Here is a 16717-nt window from a genome sequence, read left to right as displayed (position 1 = left end):
GGCCTTTTTTAGGATATCGATCTCCAGTTCCTTGCGTTCCAACTGTTTCCGCAACTGGCGATTCTCCCGCTCCAGGTCTGCCAGACTCTTCGAGGCTCCCTGGTTGGGGACGGGCTTCTGGTCTTTCTTGTGAGTGGACACGTACTCTCTCCTCCATCGACCAAGGACACTGACGGGAACATCAAATTCAGCAGCGATGACAGCTTGAGGGGCGGTCGACTCCAGAGAGTACCGGACCACATGTAACTTGTATTCCGACGTATACCGCCGACGTGTACGTAGAAGCATGACACCTCACCTCATGATGGAAAGTGAGGTGTCCACAAAATCGGGGGCATAGCACTACGCTCGAGCTTGAACCCCGAACCCCGAACCCCGAACCCCGAACCCCGAACCCCGAACCCCGAACCCCGAACCCCGAACCCCGAACCCCGGGGAAATACACGGAACTGTTGGTTTGGCGATGAGCTGCTCGCGTCTCGAAGCTGGGTCCATCGGGCAGCTCGCCACTCGTTGCCTGTGTCCCGGAGCAGGGGTTGTCTGTGACCCATGGAGCGGCACCATACTGCTCGTAGCTCGTAGCTCGTAGCTCGTAGCTCGTAGCTCGTAGCTCGCAGCTCGTCACTCGCGGCTCGGTTCAGCAGGCCACAAAAAAGGCGCCCCTGAGGGCGCCTTTTCTGGATCGGGCGATGATATGTCACCCTTCGTTGCTTTCTTCTTCTGCCACTTCGGCGGCGCTGACCAGTTCAATGTGATCATACAGCGTGCCGGGCAGCGGCTGCGGCTCTCCAGGCTGTTGAGGTACCAGCGCATAGGGAATGCCGGAAGAGGCTTCAACGGCTTCCTTGAGGCGCTCATAGTCGATTTCGAAGTCACTGCCTTCGGCGGTGGCATCGGCCTGGTCGATGGCGTCGGTGACGCGTTCGAGGGTGTCGACCTGGTTTTCGTCCTCGTCCAGCACCGGGTAGACCTGAGCATAAAGCTCGCCGTCCTTCCAGCCCATCTTCACCGGCTGGTTGACCAGTCGTACGCGGGTACCGACTCCAACCTGGTCAAACAGGCGTTCGACATCTTCCGGCAACATGCGGATACAGCCATGGGTGACTCGCATGCCGACGCCTTCCGGCTTGTTGGTGCCATGGATCAGGTAACCGGGAATACCGAGGCGCATCTTGCGAGTGCCCATCGGGTTCTCCGGTCCGGGAGGCACAACACCAGGCAGCGGGCGACCGGCTTCAGCGTGCTCGCGACGAATCGAGGCGGGCGGGTACCAGGAAGGGTTGCGCGTCATCTCGGTGATGGTGGTGTTGCCCAGCGGTGTCTTCCAGTCCATGCGACCGACGGCGATCGGGTAGGTCTGGACGATGTCGCTGTTGGAGGGGTAGTAGTAGAGACGCATCTCGGCAACATTCACGACGATGCCGGTGCGCGGTGCATCGGGCAGGATGAACTCGCCGGGAATCACGACCTCGGTGCCCTCGCCGGGATACCAGACGCTGACATCAGGGTTGGCACGAACCATGGCGTTGTAGCCCAGGCCGTGATCATGACCGATGGAAATCAGCGTGTCGTCTTCTTCGGCAGTGACGGTGTAGACACTGCCGATGACGTCGCCTTCTTCAGGCAGTTCGTAGTAGCCGCGTGCCAGCTCTTCAGCATTGGCCAGTGACGATGTGAGGGCTCCGACCACGCCAAGTGATATGGCGATGCGTGCCAGGGAACGGGGAACCAGATGGGATATCATTGATGTCACGTCTCGACTCAATTGTGGACTCTGTTGTGGGAGAGCTCATGGGGGAGCTCAAATGTGCATAGCTTGCCTGTACTCGGCTGCCAATGCCAGCCCCGCTACAGGGGCTGGAGTGTATATGATTCAGGCCGCCTGTGCTTTTCGATTGAGGCTGTCGAGTAACTGCTCGACAGCCTGAAAACGCGCTTCCTCATTCTCCATGGGAGCCTGGAATCGCAAGGTGTCGGCGCCTTCCAGTCGGTAGGTCTGCGGGTCCTGCTGAATCATTTCGACCAGCATCAACGGATCTACCGCCGTATGGCGCCCGAAAATGATCCGTCCTCGTTCCGGGCCGGCTTCGAGGCGCGTGACTCCCAGGCGTTCCGCTCTATGCCTTAGACGCGTCTGGCGCAGCAGGGTCTTGACCGGGCCGGGCAGAAGCCCGAAGCGATCGATCATCTCGACACGCAGTTCCTTGAGCTCGGTATCACTCTGAGTATTGGCAATTCGCTTGTACATTACCAGTCGCTGCTGCACGTCATGCAGGTAATCGTCGGGAATCAAGGCTGGCAGGTTGAGGCTGACCTCGACGCCTTGTTCCAGCGGCGCTTCGATATTGGGGGTGCGGCCTTCGCGGATGGCCTTTACCGCACGATCGAGCATCTGCATATAAAGGGTGTAGCCGATGGCCTCCATCTGTCCGCTCTGCTCATCGCCCAGCAGTTCCCCGGCACCGCGGATTTCCATGTCATGACTGGCGAGGGTAAAGCCGGCGCCGAGATCCTCGGCCTGGCCGATGGCCTCGAGTCGCTTGAGGGCATCGCGGGTCATGGCGCGAGGCGGAGGCGCCAGTAGATAGGCATAGGCCTGGTGGTGGCTGCGACCAACGCGGCCGCGCAACTGGTGTAGCTGGGCAAGGCCGAACTTGTCGGCACGCTCGATGATGATGGTGTTGGCAGTGGGGACGTCGATGCCAGTCTCGATAATGGTCGAACACACCAGCACGTTGAAGCGCTTGTGGTAGAAGTCCGACATCACCCGTTCCAGCGAGCGTTCGGGAAGCTGACCATGGGCAACGGCAACGCGGGCGTCAGGGACCAGTTCGCGAAGTTTCTCGGCGGCAGCCTCGATGGTCTTGACCTCGTTGTGGAGGTAGTAGACCTGGCCGCCACGCAGGATCTCACGGAGGATGGCTTCCTTGATTACTGCCTCCTCGCGTTGTTGAACGAATGTCTTCACCGACAGACGTCTTGCCGGAGGTGTGGCGATGATCGACAGGTCGCGGATACCGCTCATGGCCATGTTCAAGGTCCGCGGAATTGGCGTAGCGGTAAGGGTCAGTACATCGACTTCGCTGCGCAGCCCCTTGAGTCGTTCCTTCTGTGCCACCCCGAAGCGGTGCTCCTCATCGATGATCACCAGCCCCAGTCTCGGGAACTTGAGCTGCCGGGACAGCAGCTTGTGGGTACCGATGATGATATCGGTCTTGCCTTCGCTGATACGCTGGTTGCTGGCTGTCTGGCCACTGCCGTTGGTGAAGCGGGACAGCAGCTCGATGTCGACCGCCGTATCGGCAAAGCGGTCGCGGAAGTTCTCGTAGTGTTGGCGGGCCAGCAGCGTGGTAGGTACCAGTACCACCACCTGGCGCCCGGACTGCACGGCGAGGAAGGCGGCGCGCATGGCCACCTCGGTCTTGCCGAAACCGACGTCACCACAGACCACTCGGTCCATGGGGCGCGGTGCGGTCATGTCATTGATGACGGCCTGAATGGTGACCCGTTGATCGGCGGTTTCCTCGAAGGGGAAGTTGGCCACGAAGCGGGCATATTCCTCGTCGGGCGGTTGGCAGGCGAAGCCTTCGCGGGCTTCGCGGCGTGCATAGATATCGAGCAACTCGGCTGCGGTATCGCGGATCTTCTCGGCAGCCTTGCGCCTTGCCTTGTCCCATTGCTCGGAGCCCAGACGATGCAGTGGCGCCAGGTCATCATCGGCGCCGGCATAGCGAGAGATCAGTTGCAGGCTATCCACCGGGACATAGAGTTTCGCGCCCTCGGCATACTCCAGACAGACAAACTCAGCGGCCTGGCCACCGGCCTCGAGGGTTTCGAGGCCACGATAGCGCCCGACACCATGCGCCTGGTGCACTACAGGAGCGCCGGGTTTGAGCTCCGACAGGTGGCGGATTGCCATCTCGTTGTCATCGGTGGCTTTCCCCTGACGGCGAGTCTGCCGCACCACTTCACCGATCAGCTCGGTTTCGGTGATCAGGGCGATGCCGGCGTCAGTCAGTTGGGTGCCGGAGGACAGCTCGCCCTCGGTGATCGCCATGCCCGCCTGGCTATCGAGAAACTCCTGAAAGGACGCCACTACGGTCAGGTTGGCTGCGACGGGGGCCAGGGTTTCCTCCATGGCCTCGCGACGTCCCCGTGACTCGGCGACAAACAGTACCCGTTGCTCGCTGTGTCCCTCGAGCCAACTGGCGAGAGCCGCCAGCGGCTGGTTGGCACGGGCGTTGATGGCCACCTGTGGTGCCGCTGCGGCGAGGGGCTCGATGGCATGAGGGTGGTCGCTGACACGGGTGAGTTCCACCCTGGGATGGTGCTTGATCAGGCCGAACAACTCGGCCTCGGGAATGAAGGCGCGATGAGGCGGCAGCAGCGGGCGTGTTGGGTCGACGCCGAGGTTCTCGTAGCGGCTCTCGATCGACTGCCAGTGGTGCTCGGCAGCCTCGCGGACCCCGGGCAGCAGGGCAATGCGCGTGCCCTCGGCAAGATGGTCGAACAAGGAGGCCGTCTGTTCAAAGAACAGTGGCAGGTACTGCTCCAGTCCGGGCGCTGGAATCCCCTTGAGTGCATCGACATAAAGGGGGCACTGACGAGGGTCGACATCGAACAGGGTCTCGAAGCCCTCGCGGAAACAGGCAATCGCCGAACGCGACAGGGAGTATTCGTGGGCCGGGAGCAGTTCGATACGCTCGATCTTGCCGGCACTACGCTGGTTGTCAGGATCGAACAGCCGCAGGGAGTCGATCTCGTCGTCGAACAGGTCGATGCGCAGCGGCGCTTCGCTGCCCATCGGGAACAGGTCGATGAGGGCGCCGCGAAGGGCATACTCGCCCGGCTCATAGACGGTCTCCACCGCACGGTACCCGGCGCGGGACAGCTTCTCGCGAAAGCCTTCTCGGTCGAGACGGTCGCCGGTTTCCAGAGTCAGCACGCGACCAGCGATGTATTCCACAGGTGACAGGCGCTGCATCAGGGTGTTGATCGGCACCAGTACGATGCCATGCACACCATCCTGAAGATGACGCAGGGTGCGCAGGCGAGCGGAAATGATGTCCTGGTGGGGTGAGAAGCTGTCGTAAGGCAGTGTTTCCCAGTCCGGAAAGGGCAGCACCGGCACTTCAGCCAGGAAACGGAGCTCGTTTTCCAGCCGCAGTGCCTCAGTGGTATCGGCAGTGACGACCAGCAGCGGCGCGTCCGTGGCCAGGCGTGAGAGCGCCAGGGCGGTAGCGGCACCGGGCGGCTCCTTCCAGAAAAGCGTATCTCTGATGCCACGTGGACGCGGCGGGTCAAGCAGCGAAAAGGTTGTCATGCGGATACTGTCGAAGTCGGTGGATAGCGGGCACAGTGATAAGCCGTAAGCCGTAAGCCGTAAGCCGTAAGCCGTAAGCCGTAAGCCGTAAGCTGCCCATGTTAGCTTCTGGCTGTTGCGTTCCAGCATTCATAAGAGGCGTAAGGAACCTGCTGTAGAGTCGTGCCGTCTGGCGAGAAATACCCGCTGGGTGGCCTGGAAGCCTATCGCTTATGGTCAGACGGTTCAGTGCAGGGTGCGTCTTACAGCTTATGGCTTACAGCTTGGCAGTCGGGCCGAGGCCCGACTGCCATCATACCAGCCTGATTTGCGTCATGTAGTCAAATCGCGATTCCTGTAATGCGCCTACAGGGAGTGCGACCATCCAGCGATTGCCCTGTCAGATCGGTGGCCAGATAATATGAGCGTTTTCCAGTTCCCTACATAGAGGTCCCCCGTGAGCCAGCAACCTGAAATCGTTTTCCAGGAGTGGCACGACAATCAGGCGATTGCCGAGCAGATGATTCCTCTGATCGGTAGCCTGTATCGCCGTAATAACGTGGTTACCACCATGTTCGGTCGTTCGCTGTTCAACCGCAGCGTCATCCGCATCCTCAAGGATCATCGCTTCGTGCGCAAGATCGAGGGAACCGAACTGTCGGTGCAGGACACCTTTCCGCTGGTTCAGGCGATGGCCGAGCTGAACCTTGCTCCAGCCCACGTCGACGTAGGCAAGCTGGGTGTAGCGTTCAAGAAGCAGGGCGGTGGTGATGCCATGGCCTTCATGCGTGAGCAGCTCGCCGAGATCGTCGATGGCCACGACCCGCAGGCGGGAACTGGTGAGCCCAAGGATGTGGTGCTGTATGGCTTCGGCCGTATCGGTCGCATCCTGGCGAGGGTGCTGGTCGAGAAGGCTGGTGGCGGTAACCTGCTGCGTCTGCGGGCCATTGTTGTGCGTGGACGTGGTGACATTGCCAAGGATCTCGAGAAGCGTGCCAGCCTGCTGCGTCGTGACAGTGTTCATGGGCCGTTCCATGGCACCATCAGCGTTTGTGCCGAGTCTCGTACGATCACTGCCAACGGTAACGTCATTCAGGTGATCTACGCTGACTCACCGAGTGAGATCGACTACACCAGCTACGGCATCAACAATGCCGTGATCGTCGACAACACCGGTATCTGGCGCGATGAGGCTGGCCTGTCCCAGCATCTCGAGTGCAAGGGCGTGTCCAAGGCGCTGCTGACCGCCCCCGGAAAGGGTGACGTCAAGAACATCGTCTACGGCATCAACCATGCCGACATCACCGCCGAGGATCGCATCATCTCTGCCGCATCCTGTACCACCAACGCCATCGTGCCGGTGCTCAAGGTGCTCAACGACGAGTACGGCATCGAGCATGGTCACGTCGAGACGGTACACAGCTACACCAACGACCAGAACCTGATCGACAATTACCACAAGGGTGATCGTCGTGGCCGCAGTGCGCCCCTGAACATGGTGTTGACCGAGACCGGGGCTGCCAAGGCCGTGTCCAAGGCGCTGCCGGAGCTGGGCGGCAAGTTGACCGGTAACGCCATCCGTGTGCCGACCCCCAACGTGTCCATGGCGATTCTCAATCTGTCGCTGAACAAGGAAGTCGATGTCGAGGCGCTGAATGACTATCTGCGTCGCATGTCCATCGACTCCGATTACCAGAAGCAGATCGACTACGTCGACTCTCCCGAGGTCGTCTCCACCGACTTCGTCGGCAATCGTCATGCGGGCATCGTCGATGCCAAGGCGACCATTGCTCAGGGGCGTCATGCTGTACTGTACGTCTGGTATGACAACGAGTTCGGTTACAGCTGCCAGGTCATTCGTATCCTGCAGCAGATTTCGAACGTAGCGTTCCGGAAGCTGCCCCGCGCTGCCAACTGAGCGTAAAAAAACGTCTTTCAGCATTTTTGTTGAATGAGCACACCCCTTGCAGGCTTTGATCTGCAAGGGGTTTTTTATGTGTCTGTCGCACCTGTTCTGACGAAGTGATCGCTGTTGCGACGTTCGATCATGTAGTCAATCCCACGCCTTGTCTTTATAATACGGGGGATTTTTTCGGGGTGGTTCGAAGTCGCCTCGGCGTGACTGGTAATGCGATCAAGATAACAAGAATTTCTCTCATTTCCATCGAGCCCCTGTCCATCATCTAACGATCCATCAACTGGGCGAGACTATGATCGAAGTCAAGAAAGGCCTGGATCTCCCCATTGCGGGCGAGCCGGAGCAGCGTATCGAGGATGCGCGACCGGTTCGTCACGTAGCTATCCTGGGGACCGACTACGTTGGCATGAAGCCAACCATGGAGGTCCGGGAAGGGGAGAAGGTCAAACTGGGCCAGCTACTATTCACCGACAAGAAGATCGAAGGAGTGCGCTTTACGGCTCCCGCGGCGGGTGAAATCGTGGCGGTCAACCGTGGCGAGAAGCGCAGGCTTCTGTCGGTAGTGATCAAGGTTGACGACAGTGAGGAAGCGGTGTCCTTCACCGCGCATGGCCGAGATGGCCTGGACAAGCTTGAACGCCAGACGGTGGTCGACCAACTGGTTGATTCCGGGCTGTGGACCGCGCTGCGCGCTCGTCCGTTCTCGCGGACCCCGGCACTCGACTCCGTGCCTCAGGATATCTTTGTTACCGCCATGGACACTCAGCCACTGGCGGGTGATCCGGCGCTGGTGATCGGCGAGCGTAGCGAAGCGTTCGAGGATGGCCTCAAGGTCCTGAGCCGTCTCACCGAAGGCAAGGTCTTCCTGTGCTCGTCCCCGGAAGCGAAGCTGCCGGGCACCAACATCAGTGGTGTTCAGCACGAGACCTTCGGTGGTTCCCACCCGGCAGGGCTGGTCGGTACCCATATCCACTACTTGTCACCGGTGTCGCTGCAGCGTCGTGTGTGGCACGTCGGTTATCAGGATGTCATTGCCATCGGCACGCTGTTCAGTGAAGGCAAGCTGGATACACGTCGTGTTGTTGCGATTGGCGGGCCGCGTGCCGAGAAGCCTCGCCTGGTGCGCACCCGCCTCGGAGCCAGCACGGAAGAATTGCTGGCGGGTGAAGTCAAGTCTCCTGACGACACTCGTGTGATCAGTGGCGGCGTGTTCTCCGGTTTTACCGCTGAGGGCCATCTGCGCTATCTGGGGCGCTTCCATCAGCAGTTGAGCCTGATCGAAGAGGGCAACAAGCGTGCCTTCATGGGCTGGTTGTCTCCCGGCAGCAATCGTCACTCGGTGCTGGGTATCTACCTTTCGAAGATCAAGGGCCTGAGCAATTACGCACCGACCACATCCACCAATGGCTCCGAGCGCGCCATGGTGCCGGTGGGGGCGTACGAAAAGGTCATGCCGCTGGACATTCTTCCGACGCAGTTGCTGCGTTCGCTGATTGTCGGTGACATCGAGACAGCCATGCAGTTGGGCTGCCTTGAACTGGATGAAGAAGACCTGGCGCTGTGCACCTATGTGTGCCCGGGCAAGTACGAGTACGGTCCCATCCTGCGCGATAACCTCACCTTGATCGAGAAAGAGGCCTGATGATGGGTATTCGACAGACACTCGATAATCTCGAGCCGCACTTCCACAAGGGTGGCAAGTACGAGAAGTTCTATCCGCTGTATGAAGCAGTCGACACCATCTTCTACGCTCCGCCGAGCGTGGCCAAGACCACCTCGCATGTGCGTGACGGTGTCGATCTCAAGCGCCTCATGATCACCGTCTGGTTCTGCACCTTCCCAGCCATGCTGTTCGGCATGTGGAATGCCGGTTGGCAGGCCAATACCGCCATCGCCGGCGGCTTCGAGTCGATGGGTGGCTGGCGCGAGATGATCGTGCTGACGCTGGCCGGCGGCCATGATGCCGGTAGCGTGTGGTCCAACTTCGTGCTCGGTGCGACCTACTTCGTCCCGATCTACCTGGTGACCTTCGTTGTTGGTGGCTTCTGGGAAGTACTGTTTGCCATCAAGCGCGGTCATGAGGTCAACGAAGGCTTCTTTGTGACCTCGGTGCTGTTCGCGCTGATTCTTCCGACCACGATCCCGCTGTGGCAGGTGGCGCTGGGTATCACCTTTGGCGTGGTCATCGGCAAGGAAATCTTCGGTGGTACCGGCAAGAACTTCCTCAACCCGGCACTGACCGGTCGCGCTTTCCTGTACTTCGCCTACCCGGCTCAGATCTCCGGTGACTCGGTATGGGTCGCGGCGGATGGCTTTACTGGCGCTACGCCGCTTTCCACCGCTTACACCAGTGGTATGGCAGCACTTCAGGACCAGTACAGCTGGTGGGATGCCTTCCTCGGCTTCATTCCGGGATCCGTCGGCGAGACATCGACCCTGGCTATTCTGATCGGTGCAGTGGTGCTGATCGGCATGGGCATTGCCAGCTGGCGCATCGTGCTGGGTGTGTTCCTTGGTATGGTGGCGATGAGTGCGGTTCTGAACCTGGTCGGCTCCGACTCCAACCCGATGTTTGCGATGCCCTGGTACTGGCATCTGGTACTGGGTGGCTTCGCTTTCGGTATGGTGTTCATGGCCACTGACCCGGTGTCGGCGTCCATGACCAACCCAGGCCGTTACATCTTCGGCGCTCTCATTGGTGTGATGACGGTGTTGATTCGTGTGGTCAACCCGGCCTTCCCCGAGGGCATCATGCTGGCGATCCTGTTCGCCAACCTGTTTGCGCCCCTCATCGACCACTTCTTTGTAGAGGCCAACATCAAGCGTCGTGCCAAGCGCACCGCTGTGGTGGCCAAGGAGAGCGAGTGATGGCACAAGGCAACAATTCCATCAAGAAGGTTCTGACGGTAGCGTTCGCACTGTGCCTGGTGTGCTCGATCATTGTCTCGACCGCGGCAGTGGCTCTGCGCTCGAAGCAGGAGCTGAACCAGGAACTGGACCGCAAGACCAATATCCTGGCAGTGGCAGATCTGTACCAGCCCGGCATGAGCGTGCAGGATGAGTTCTCCCGCGCGGTCACGCCGCGTGTGGTAGAGCTGGAGACTGGTGAGTACACCGATGCCGTGGACCCGTCCACCTTCGATGGCTTCGAGGCCGCCAAGGATCCTGCGCAGTCCCGTACTCTGTCTGGTGAGCGCGATATTGCCGGAATCAGCCGTCAGGAGCAGTATTCCACGGTGTATCTGGTCGGTGACGTCGAGAATCCTGAACAGATCATCCTGCCCATCCGTGGTCAGGGCCTGTGGGGGCTGATGCGCGGTTATCTGTCCATTCAGGGAGATGGCAATACCATCAATGGTATTACCTTCTACTCACACTCAGAGACACCAGGTCTTGGCGGCGAGGTTGACAACCCGCGCTGGAAGGCCAAGTGGGAAGGCAAGGAGGCTTACGAGTCTGCCGATGCAACGGACCCGACCATTGCTCTGGTCAAGGGCGGTGCCAGTGAGCCGACCGAGGTCGATGCCCTGTCCGGTGCGACGCTGACCAGCCGTGGTGTAACCAACCTTGTACAGTTCTGGCTGGGACAGGAAGGCTTTGCTCCCTACCTCGCACGCTTCCGTAGCGGTGGGGAAGGTGGCGATGCCGCTCAGGCCAGCACTGATGACGCTGCCAGCACTTCCGACGCTAGCGAAGGAGCCTGATCATGTCTGCACCGACTCCCAAGGGTGTTATTGTTACACCCATCTTCAAGAACAACCCCATCGCGCTGCAGATCCTCGGTATCTGCTCGGCGCTGGCGGTTACCAGTAGTCTCAGCGTGTCGCTGGTCATGACCCTGGCGGTAATGTTCGTCACGGCCTTCTCCAGCATGTTCGTCTCGCTGATCCGTAACCATATTCCGTCGTCGATCCGGATCATCGTACAGATGACCATCATCGCGTCGCTGGTTATCGTCGTTGACCAGATCCTCAAGGCTTATGCTTACGAGATGTCCAAGCAGCTGTCGGTCTTCGTCGGTCTGATCATCACCAACTGCATCGTCATGGGCCGTGCCGAAGGCTTCGCCATGACCAACACGCCAGGCCTGTCGTTCCTCGACGGCCTCGGTAATGGTCTGGGCTATGGCTTCATCCTGATGACCGTTGGTTTCTTCCGTGAGTTGCTCGGCTCCGGCAGCCTGTTTGGTGTCACCATTCTCCAGACCGTGCAGAACGGCGGCTGGTACGTGCCCAATGGTCTGCTGCTGCTGCCGCCGTCGGCGTTCTTCATCATCGGTCTGATCATCTGGGCAATACGTGCGATGAACCCGGAGCAGATCGAGAGCAATGAGTTCGTCATGAAGGCCAACACCGAGCCGAAGGAGGCTGTGTAAGATGGAACATTATCTGAGCCTGTTCGTTGCCTCGGTCTTCGTCGAGAACATGGCGTTGGCCTTCTTCCTGGGCATGTGTACGTTCATGGCAGTGTCGAAGAAGGTCTCGTCTGCCATCGGCCTGGGCATTGCCGTGGTTGCGGTGCTGACCATCACGGTGCCGGTCAACAATCTGATCCTGAAGTATCTGCTGGCGGAAGGCGCGCTGTCCTGGACCGGTGTCTCCGGTGCCGAGAACATCGACCTGACGTTCCTGGGGCTGCTGTCCTACATCGGCGTTATCGCTGCTCTGGTACAGATCCTCGAGATGTTCCTCGACAAGTTCGTGCCGGCGCTCTACAACGCCCTTGGTGTGTTCCTGCCGCTGATCACCGTGAATTGCGCCATCCTCGGTGGCACCCTGTTCATGGTCGAGCGTAACTACAACTTCGGTGAATCCGTGGTCTATGGCCTCGGTGCCGGTGTTGGCTGGGCGCTGGCGATTACCGCCCTGGCCGGCATTCGCGAGAAGCTGAAGTACAGTGACGTACCGGCATCCCTGCAGGGACTGGGCATTACCTTCATCACCGTGGGTCTGATGTCGCTGGGCTTCATGTCCTTCTCCGGCATCCAGCTCTGAGCGCGATCCGGCGGCGTGAGCCGCCGGATACACGGAAACGCTAGCAATAGGAAACCGACATGGTTGATACAACAGTCATCGTGCTCGGCGTCATCATGTTCACCGTCATCGTCATCTCTCTGACGGCGGTGATTCTGGCGGCCCGCAGCAAGCTCGTCAGCACTGGCGACGTGACCATCGAGGTCAATGGTGACCCCGAGCATACCCTGACCACTCAAGCCGGCGGCAAGCTGCTCAATACACTTGCGGCCAATGGCATCTTCCTGTCCTCCGCCTGTGGTGGTGGTGGCTCCTGTGCCCAGTGTCGCTGCCGTGTCAGCGACGGTGGTGGCTCGATCCTGCCCACCGAGGAGTCTCACTTCACCCTGCGTGAGAAGAAGTCTGGTTGGCGCCTGTCCTGCCAGGTGCCCGTCAAGCAGGACATGAAGATCGAGGTGCCCGAGGAAGTCTTTGGCGTCAAGAAGTGGGAATGTGAGGTCATCGAGAACCCCAACGTTGCCACCTTCATCAAGGAACTCAACCTCAAGCTGCCGGAGGGTGAGGAAGTCGCCTTCCGCGCGGGCGGCTACGTACAGCTGGTTGCGCCAGCCTACGACATCAAGTTCTCCGACTTCGAGGTCGAGGAAGAGTACCGTGGTGACTGGGAGAAGTTTGGCCTGTTCAACATCTCCCACAAGAACCAGGAAGAGGTCATTCGTGCCTACTCCATGGCCAACTATCCGGACGAGAAGGGTATTCTCAAGTTCAATATCCGTATCGCCACGCCGCCGCCCAACAGCAGCCATCCGCCTGGCCTGATGTCCACCTATGTCTTCAGCCTGAAGCCGGGTGACAAGGTGACGGTCATGGGGCCCTTCGGTGAATTCTTCGCCAAGGAGACCGATGCCGAGATGGTCTTCGTTGGTGGTGGCGCCGGTATGGCGCCGATGCGCAGTCATATCTTCGACCAGCTCAAGCGCCTCAACAGCGAGCGCAAGATGACCTTCTGGTACGGCGCACGCTCCTGGCGTGAGACGTTCTACAACGAAGAGTACGACAAGCTGGCCGAGGAGCACGATAACTTCGAGTGGCACCTGGCGCTGTCCGATCCTCAGCCCGAGGATAACTGGGAAGGCCCGACCGGCTTCATCCATAACGTGCTCTACGACATGTACCTCAAGGATCATCCGGCACCGGAAGATTGCGAGTACTACATGTGTGGACCGCCCATGATGAACGCTTCTGTCATCAAGATGCTGAATGATCTTGGTGTCGAGCCGGAAAACATCCTGTTGGATGACTTCGGCGGCTGATACCGCCAGAGCAGTCAAGAGCCGGCCTCAGGGCCGGCTCTTGCGTATCCGGATCCGTGAATTTCTGGCATAATCATGGTCAACCTGAGGGTTCCTTGACATGTCTCGGACGTCGAGGCCAATGGGGATCGAGAGCACCGAGTCAGGAAACTTCATGGCGGATATATCGGTCTCATGGACCAGGTAGTGGTTGAATAGTAATTGGATCGTGATAATGAATGAGCACTGTACCAGGTCAGTGCCGTATGCCGACCGTAGGCGAGGAGCTGAAGATGGCCATTTTTCTCATAGTGCTTGCTGCCATGTTGCTGATCGTGGGCGCCATGGCGGTGGGCGTGATCATGGGGCGCAAGCCCATTGCCGGCTCCTGTGGCGGCCTCAACCAGCTTGGTCTCAAGGACGGCTGTGAGATCTGCGGCGGCAAGGATGAGGTCTGTGAAGAGGAGTCGCGCAAGCGTAGCGTCAGCGCTCGTCGTCGCGGCGACGAGAATCGCGGCCTTGACCTTGGCTATGATGCCACTCGTCGCTGAGATGACAGATTCTCGATATTGATCCAACGACGGCGCCCTGAGGGGCGCCGTCCACGTACTGAATGTTGAAAGCCGAACATGTTGGCTCCAGGCGACGCGACTCCTTGGTCAGCATGCCCATTTCGGTAGTTCCCCCAGCAAGGAGAGACAATGGCAGTCCACAACTATGACGTGGTGGTGATCGGTACCGGACCTGGCGGTGAGAGTGCAGCCATCAATGCAGCCAAGCATGGCAAGCGCGTGGCGGTGATCGAGAAGCAGTCTCGCGTCGGTGGCAACTGTACTCACTGGGGGACCATCCCATCCAAGGCGCTCCGTCACCAGGTGCGTCAGATCATGTCATTCAACACCAACAGCATGTTTCGCGACATCGGCGAACCGCGCTGGTTCTCCTTTCCCAGGGTACGTGAACGCTCGAGGGTGACCATCGATCAGCAGGTTGCCATGCGTACCAATTTCTATGCCCGTAACCGGATCGACCTGTATCAGGGGATTGCCCGTTTCAAGGATGAGCACACCTTGATGGTACGTGGTGGCGCCGAGAAGCAGGATGAATTGATCGCTGAGCAGATCATCATCGCCACCGGTTCGCGACCCTATCGCCCGGCGGATATCGACTTCCGTCATCCGCGCATCTACTGCTCCGATACCATTCTGGGCCTGCAGCATACGCCGCGTACGCTGATCATCTTCGGCGCGGGAGTCATCGGTTGCGAGTATGCCTCGATCTTCTCGGGCCTTGGACTCAAGGTCGACCTGATCAATAACCGTGGCAGTCTGCTGTCGTTCCTCGACGACGAGATCAGCGATGCTCTGTCGTACCATCTGCGCAAGCATGGCGTACTGATTCGTCACAACGAGGAATACGAGCGCGTAGAGGGCACCGACAACGGCGTCACGGTTCATCTCAAGTCAGGCAAGCGTTTGCGTGCCGATGCCTTCCTGTGGGCCAATGGGCGCACCGGCAACACGGATGAACTGGGGCTGGAAAATATTGGCCTGAAGGCAAACGGGCGTGGGCAACTGCAGGTGGACGAGCACTATCGCACCGAGATTCCGCATATCTTTGCTGCGGGAGACGTCATTGGCTGGCCGAGCCTGGCCAGTGCGGCTTATGACCAGGGGCTCAATGCCTGCAATGAGTTGCTGGAAACAGACTTCCGTTATGTCACTGAAGTGCCCACCGGGATCTACACCATTCCAGAGATCAGTTCCTTCGGGCGCACCGAGCGCGAGCTGACGGAAGCGAAGGTGCCTTACGAAGTGGGTCATGCCTTCTTCAAGGACACCGCGCGGGCCCAGATTACCGGCGATACCGTAGGTATGCTCAAGATCCTGTTTGACCAGGAGACTCTGGAAATCTACGGCATCCACTGCTTTGGTGACCAGGCCTCCGAGATCGTGCATATCGGCCAGGCGATCATGCAGCAGGAAGGGGCGGCCAACAACCTGAAGTACTTCGTCAACACCACCTTCAACTACCCGACCATGGCCGAGGCCTATCGGGTCGCGGCACAGAACGGGTTGAACAGGGTGTTTCAGCGATAATTGAGCTACGAGCTACGAGCTACGAGCTACGAGCTGGCTATGTTCGTTCCTGACGAACAATCGCACTTCCCACATCCATATGGGTCGCGAGCTACGAGCACGCTGCGCTCGAGCTTGAACCCCGGGAAAGGCACGAAATTGCCGGTTTGGCACTGAATCCGCTCGTGGCTCGAAGCTCGCGTCTCGACGCTGGGTTTGTCTGTGATCCATGGAGCGGCACTGGACAGCTCGTTACTCGCAGCTCGAGACTCGGGGCTTACGGCTACTGCTCTTCTTCTCCCTTCCCATAACAAGGCGGGGAGGAGGGCAGGGCGTCGGCTTGATCTTCCTGCTGCAATGCATCAATAACGATATCTCGAAGGATCGGCAGATGGGAGTCGTCGATGCTGCGGGTGGCGGTCAACAGGGTCAGACGGCCCTGGCGTGCCAGCTTCATCAGTGGCGTCAGTACTTCCGGATGGTCGCGCAGCTCACCACGATAGCGAATCTCGAATACGTTACGGCTGATGGCGTTGTCGTGATACTGACGGCGCAATGCCGGGCTGGGTGACGCATCGCGATACCAGTCAGCCAGGGCCAGGGGTTCTCGGCGACGCCCGCGTGGCCACAGACGGTCCACCAGTACACGGGCCCCGTCATCCTCTTCAATGGTCTGATACACGCGCTTGAGGACGATATCGTAGCTCATGGGGCTCCTCCTTTGAGCTCTTTCAGGGGCAGGCCGCGACATCCTGTCGGGAAGGAGGGAAGTCAGCTTCGGCCCCCGTTCACCTTGGTCGCTCAGCGGGGGAGTATAACCAGGCGGCGGGCTACGAGCTATGAGCTACGAGCACGCTACGCTCGAGCATGGACCTCAGCTACGACTGGCGAGCTACGAGCACGCTACGCTCGAGCTTGAACCCCGAACCCCGAACCCCGAACCCCGAACCCCGAACCCCGAACCCCGAACCCCGAACCCCGAACCCCGGGGGAAATGCACGGAACTGTTGGTTTGGCGATGAGCTGCTCGTAGCTCGCCGCTCGCCTCTCGAAGCTGGCAACTCGCCTCTCGCCTCTCGAAGCTGGCAACTCGCGCCTCACAGCTCTATTCCTCCCTCATTGCTCTGGCCAGCATGTCGGTTATCGGTTTGGCG

At 59.5% G+C, this 16717-nt stretch carries 13 protein-coding genes; 9 read left to right on the top strand and 4 right to left on the bottom strand.

Annotated features, from left to right (window positions below; translation table 11 throughout):
- From BUE38_RS21935 to mfd, 3 genes are all read right to left on the bottom strand, one after another.
- Positions 1–288 (bottom strand): transposase (locus BUE38_RS21935; protein ID WP_143166431.1); only part of this gene is annotated, 288 nt, incomplete at its 3' end.
- A 409-nt stretch (positions 289–697) separates the two neighbouring features.
- Positions 698–1744: a L,D-transpeptidase family protein gene (locus BUE38_RS21925; protein WP_084542096.1), complete on the bottom strand. Its 1047-nt coding sequence runs from the start codon at positions 1742–1744 to the stop codon at positions 698–700.
- Positions 1745–1873: 129 nt separating this feature from the next.
- Complete coding sequence (mfd, locus tag BUE38_RS21920) at positions 1874–5323, bottom strand: transcription-repair coupling factor (RefSeq protein ID WP_073437382.1); 3450 nt, start codon at positions 5321–5323, stop codon at positions 1874–1876.
- A gap of 436 nt (positions 5324–5759) precedes the next feature.
- Here mfd and BUE38_RS21915 point away from each other — a divergent pair, with 436 nt between their 5' ends.
- The 9 genes from BUE38_RS21915 (at position 5760) to sthA (ending at position 15584) form a co-directional block, all read left to right on the top strand.
- The gene (locus tag BUE38_RS21915) at positions 5760–7220 is read left to right on the top strand and encodes a glyceraldehyde-3-phosphate dehydrogenase (RefSeq protein ID WP_073437381.1); all 1461 of its coding nucleotides are present in this window, start codon (positions 5760–5762) and stop codon (positions 7218–7220) included.
- A gap of 292 nt (positions 7221–7512) precedes the next feature.
- Positions 7513–8862 (top strand): Na(+)-translocating NADH-quinone reductase subunit A, encoded by a 1350-nt coding sequence (locus BUE38_RS21910; protein WP_073437380.1) that lies wholly within the window; start codon positions 7513–7515, stop codon positions 8860–8862.
- Entirely contained in the window at positions 8862–10088 is a 1227-nt protein-coding gene (locus tag BUE38_RS21905; protein WP_073437379.1) for an NADH:ubiquinone reductase (Na(+)-transporting) subunit B, read from the top strand. The genes BUE38_RS21910 and BUE38_RS21905 overlap by 1 nt, the downstream gene beginning before the upstream one ends.
- Entirely contained in the window at positions 10088–10924 is an 837-nt protein-coding gene (locus BUE38_RS21900; protein ID WP_073437378.1) for a Na(+)-translocating NADH-quinone reductase subunit C, read from the top strand. The genes BUE38_RS21905 and BUE38_RS21900 overlap by 1 nt, the downstream gene beginning before the upstream one ends.
- 2 nt (positions 10925–10926) lie before the next feature.
- A complete protein-coding gene (locus tag BUE38_RS21895) occupies positions 10927–11595 on the top strand; it encodes an NADH:ubiquinone reductase (Na(+)-transporting) subunit D (RefSeq protein ID WP_073437377.1) in 669 nt (222 codons plus the stop codon).
- Position 11596: 1 nt separating this feature from the next.
- Positions 11597–12214, top strand: coding sequence for an NADH:ubiquinone reductase (Na(+)-transporting) subunit E (nqrE, locus tag BUE38_RS21890; protein ID WP_073437376.1), 618 nt, complete (start codon positions 11597–11599; stop codon positions 12212–12214).
- A gap of 59 nt (positions 12215–12273) precedes the next feature.
- Positions 12274–13506, top strand: coding sequence for an NADH:ubiquinone reductase (Na(+)-transporting) subunit F (gene nqrF / locus BUE38_RS21885; protein WP_073437375.1), 1233 nt, complete (start codon positions 12274–12276; stop codon positions 13504–13506).
- 272 nt (positions 13507–13778) lie between these two features.
- Complete coding sequence (gene nqrM / locus BUE38_RS21880) at positions 13779–14036, top strand: (Na+)-NQR maturation NqrM (protein ID WP_073437384.1); 258 nt, start codon at positions 13779–13781, stop codon at positions 14034–14036.
- A gap of 150 nt (positions 14037–14186) precedes the next feature.
- The gene (gene sthA, locus BUE38_RS21875) at positions 14187–15584 is read left to right on the top strand and encodes a Si-specific NAD(P)(+) transhydrogenase (RefSeq protein WP_073437374.1); all 1398 of its coding nucleotides are present in this window, start codon (positions 14187–14189) and stop codon (positions 15582–15584) included.
- A gap of 262 nt (positions 15585–15846) precedes the next feature.
- Here the strand turns inward: sthA and BUE38_RS21870 are convergent, their stop codons facing one another.
- The gene (locus BUE38_RS21870) at positions 15847–16272 is read right to left on the bottom strand and encodes a DUF488 domain-containing protein (protein WP_073437373.1); all 426 of its coding nucleotides are present in this window, start codon (positions 16270–16272) and stop codon (positions 15847–15849) included.
- Between the last annotated feature and the right edge of the window lie 445 nt (positions 16273–16717).

Source organism: Halomonas cupida (genome assembly GCF_900142755.1).
GTDB classification, from domain to species: domain Bacteria; phylum Pseudomonadota; class Gammaproteobacteria; order Pseudomonadales; family Halomonadaceae; genus Halomonas; species Halomonas cupida.
The sequence above is the reverse complement of the archived record's forward strand: the minus strand, read 5'-3'. Positions and strand labels throughout refer to the sequence as shown.

What these genes read in the sequence shown, in the direction of transcription:
- BUE38_RS21925 (WP_084542096.1), bottom strand. Translation starts at nt 1,744, where the DNA reads ATGATATCCCATCTGGTTCCCCGTTCCCTGGCACGCATCGCCATATCA.
- mfd (WP_073437382.1), bottom strand. Translation starts at nt 5,323, where the DNA reads ATGACAACCTTTTCGCTGCTTGACCCGCCGCGTCCACGTGGCATCAGA.
- BUE38_RS21910 (WP_073437380.1), top strand. Translation starts at nt 7,513, where the DNA reads ATGATCGAAGTCAAGAAAGGCCTGGATCTCCCCATTGCGGGCGAGCCG.
- BUE38_RS21905 (WP_073437379.1), top strand. Translation starts at nt 8,862, where the DNA reads ATGATGGGTATTCGACAGACACTCGATAATCTCGAGCCGCACTTCCAC.
- BUE38_RS21900 (WP_073437378.1), top strand. Translation starts at nt 10,088, where the DNA reads ATGGCACAAGGCAACAATTCCATCAAGAAGGTTCTGACGGTAGCGTTC.
- BUE38_RS21895 (WP_073437377.1), top strand. Translation starts at nt 10,927, where the DNA reads ATGTCTGCACCGACTCCCAAGGGTGTTATTGTTACACCCATCTTCAAG.
- nqrE (WP_073437376.1), top strand. Translation starts at nt 11,597, where the DNA reads ATGGAACATTATCTGAGCCTGTTCGTTGCCTCGGTCTTCGTCGAGAAC.
- nqrF (WP_073437375.1), top strand. Translation starts at nt 12,274, where the DNA reads ATGGTTGATACAACAGTCATCGTGCTCGGCGTCATCATGTTCACCGTC.
- nqrM (WP_073437384.1), top strand. Translation starts at nt 13,779, where the DNA reads ATGGCCATTTTTCTCATAGTGCTTGCTGCCATGTTGCTGATCGTGGGC.
- sthA (WP_073437374.1), top strand. Translation starts at nt 14,187, where the DNA reads ATGGCAGTCCACAACTATGACGTGGTGGTGATCGGTACCGGACCTGGC.
- BUE38_RS21870 (WP_073437373.1), bottom strand. Translation starts at nt 16,272, where the DNA reads ATGAGCTACGATATCGTCCTCAAGCGCGTGTATCAGACCATTGAAGAG.